Below are 1,919 nucleotides of genomic sequence, written 5' to 3'. Positions count from 1 at the left end.
GCAACGGTTCGAGGCCGGCACGCCGATGACTTCGCAGGTCGTCGGGTTGGGCGCGGCCGCACGCTATTTGGACGCCATCGGCATGGACGCGGTCCAAGCGCACGAGCGCGATTTGGTCGCCGCTGCCCTCGAGGGCCTCTCGGGCATCGAGGGCGTGCGGATCATCGGGCCGACCGTGATGGAAAACCGCGGCTCGCCCGTCTCGTTCGTCGTCGACGGCGTGCACGCGCACGACGTCGGGCAGGTACTCGACGACGACGGCGTCGCGGTGCGCGTCGGGCATCACTGCGCGATGCCCTTGCACCGCCGGTTCGGCGTGGCGGCCACCGCCCGGGCATCGTTCGCCGTGTACAACACCGCCGACGAGGTCGAGCGGCTGGTGGCCGGCGTGCGGCGGGCGCTCGAATTCTTCGGGAGAGACTGACCGTGCGCCTGGAGCAGATGTATCAGGACGTGATCCTGGATCACTATAAGCACCCCCAGCACCGGGGGCTGCGGGAGCCGTTCGGCGCGCAGGTTTCTCACGTCAACCCGGTCTGTGGTGACGAGGTGACCCTGCGGGTCGCACTGTCCGACGACGGTCAGCGCGTCACGGATGTTTCCTATGACGGCCAGGGCTGTTCGATCAGCCAGGCGGCCACCTCGGTGCTGACCCAGCAGGTGATCGGTCAGACCGTGCCCGAGGCCCTGAAGACCGTCAGCGCGTTCACCGAGATGGTGTCCTCACGCGGGACCGTCGAGGGCGACGAGGACGTCCTCGGCGACGGGATCGCGTTCGCCGGGGTGGCCAAGTATCCGGCCCGGGTGAAATGCGCGCTGCTGGGGTGGATGGCGTTCAAGGACGCGTTGGCGCAGGTCTGCTCGGATACGGCCGCGGACTTCGAGGAGGAGAAAGATGAGCGAGACCGCCGCACCGGATGACGAATTCCTTGCCGACCTCGAGGAGGCGATGCGCGACGTCGTCGACCCCGAATTGGGCATCAATGTCGTCGATCTCGGCCTGGTCTACGGGCTCAACGTGGAAGAGGGCGACGACGGAACCGTCGCCCTGATCGACATGACGTTGACCTCGGCGGCGTGCCCGCTCACCGACGTCATCGAGGACCAGTCACGCAGCGCGCTCGTCAGCAGCGGTCTGGTCGACGACCTGCGGATCAACTGGGTGTGGAACCCGCCGTGGGGCCCCGACAAGATCACCGAGGACGGCCGAGAACAATTGCGCGCCCTCGGCTTCACCGTCTGAACCCGCCCGCCTCCCCGCTGGGTTTGATGGCGGGGACCCGCTGCGCCCGGCTTCGCCGCGCTTGCGATCCCCGCTGGGTTTGATGGCGGGGACCCGCTGCGCCCGGCTTCGCCGCGCTTGCGATCCCCGCTAAAGGTGGAAAGGCAGGTGCGGCAGGTGCAAGTGGTGGTGGGGGCGCCCCATCGGTGGGCACTGCTCCAGGCTGATGGTCGTCGCCTGCAGCGCGCCACCGTCGTTCGTCCCCTGAGCCCCCATGCACGTGCCGTTCGTGATCGCCTGGGTGTTGCTGATCGTCTGCTTCTTGTAGGACGTCGCGTCGTTGACGGTCACCGTGGTTGGGCCGCCGGGCCCAATCCCGTTGACGGCGATGGTGTTTCCCGACACCGACGCGACCGTGCCGTAGAAGCCGGCGGGCGGCGGGCACTTGCCGTCGACGGCCGTCGTGATCATGACGGTCTGCGCGGTCACGCCGGCGGCCGGTGAACTTTGCGGGGTGGCCCGCACGTTCACACAGCTACCCGGGGTGACATCGGGGAGCTTGGCCGGGGCCACCTGGAAGACGGGAGTCGCAGGAGCGAAGTCCACCGTCGCCGAACCGCTGCGCGTTCTGAGCTGAATCTTGTCGCCGGCCACCGACTGGACCATGCCTTCGACGTAGTCCTTGCCCACGGGCGGT

General features: G+C 68.3%; 4 protein-coding genes. 3 read left to right on the top strand and 1 reads right to left on the bottom strand.

The genetic code is table 11. The features are described from left to right. From A5704_RS13100 to A5704_RS13090, 3 genes are all read left to right on the top strand, one after another. Positions 1 to 424 (top strand): aminotransferase class V-fold PLP-dependent enzyme (locus A5704_RS13100; RefSeq protein WP_156737669.1); only part of this gene is annotated, 424 nt, incomplete at its 5' end. After that, the gene (gene sufU / locus A5704_RS13095; protein WP_156670084.1) at positions 421 to 921 is read left to right on the top strand and encodes a Fe-S cluster assembly sulfur transfer protein SufU; all 501 of its coding nucleotides are present in this window, start codon (positions 421 to 423) and stop codon (positions 919 to 921) included. The genes A5704_RS13100 and sufU, both read left to right, overlap by 4 nt. Then, a complete protein-coding gene (locus tag A5704_RS13090) occupies positions 896 to 1,243 on the top strand; it encodes a metal-sulfur cluster assembly factor (RefSeq protein WP_067754083.1) in 348 nt (115 codons plus the stop codon). Before sufU ends, A5704_RS13090 begins: the two co-directional genes overlap by 26 nt. 129 nt (positions 1,244 to 1,372) lie before the next feature. Here A5704_RS13090 and A5704_RS13085 read toward each other — a convergent pair. Further along, a partial coding sequence (locus A5704_RS13085; RefSeq protein WP_067889306.1) for a DUF5666 domain-containing protein occupies positions 1,373 to 1,919 on the bottom strand: 547 nt, incomplete at its 5' end.

Origin of the sequence: Mycobacterium sp. E735, assembly GCF_001666955.1 — a bacterium.
Lineage (GTDB): Bacteria > Actinomycetota > Actinomycetes > Mycobacteriales > Mycobacteriaceae > Mycobacterium.
The sequence above is the reverse complement of the archived record's forward strand: the minus strand, read 5'-3'. Positions and strand labels throughout refer to the sequence as shown.